Origin of the sequence: Bradyrhizobium sp. BR 10289 (assembly GCF_019455385.1) — a bacterium.
GTDB lineage: Bacteria > Pseudomonadota > Alphaproteobacteria > Rhizobiales > Xanthobacteraceae > Bradyrhizobium.
The window spans coordinates 1-758 of record NZ_JACOFR010000056.1 but is presented as its reverse complement, the minus strand read 5'-3'; the positions used below and the strand labels follow the sequence as shown (position 1 = coordinate 758).

The window sequence follows — 758 nt, the reverse complement described above, 5'->3', positions numbered from 1 at the left end:
GCAAGGTGAGCCAGGCGCTCGGCGGTAGCTTGCGCGGCAAGACCATCGCCGTGCTCGGCCTCACCTTCAAGCCCGATACCGACGACATGCGCGATGCGCCCTCGATCCCGCTGGTGACGGGCCTGATCGACATGGGCGCCAAGGTGAAGGCCTTCGATCCCGTCGGCATGGAGCAGGCCAAGAGCGAGCTGCCCAACATCATTTATTGCGACGACGCCTATTCCTGCGCGCAAGGGGCCGATGCGGTCGTCGTTGTCACCGAGTGGACCCAGTTCCGCGGCCTCGATCTCGACCGGCTGAAAGCGACCATGGCCCAGCCCGTCGTCGTCGATCTCCGCAACATCTTCAGTCCCACCGACATGGCGGCCGCCGGATTCACCTATGAGAGTGTCGGACGGTCTCCCCAAGCGTGACAGCTCAATAGTATCTCCGATCGTCTTTGTTGCGCTCACCTTGCGGAGGGCATCGAATCTGCTCCACGACCTATTTTTCTGCACGACCCTGCTTCGTAAGAGAGCTGAGTATGCCATTGAGGGGGCGGGAGCTGGCCGGGAGGGTGCGATCGAAGAGTTGCCGCCGCACGGTTGGAGTCTATGAGGGAAACGTTCGTGGATTGACAAGCCCGAATGTGAGCTTTGCTCTTTAATGCTGGCGGCCCAAAGGATCTTTAGGTTGGTTGCGATGTGGAGTTATTTAGGGTTGCGATGACGATGGACAAACGCATTATCCCCCTGATCATGTGCGGCGGCGCCGGCACG

At 60.4% G+C, this 758-nt stretch carries 1 protein-coding gene; it reads left to right on the top strand.

Translation table 11 applies throughout. The annotated features are described in order from the left end of the window. Positions 1 to 413: UDP binding domain-containing protein (locus HYH08_RS37300; RefSeq protein ID WP_283844205.1), on the top strand; the 413-nt coding region annotated here is incomplete at its 5' end. Positions 414 to 758: the final 345 nt, after the last annotated feature.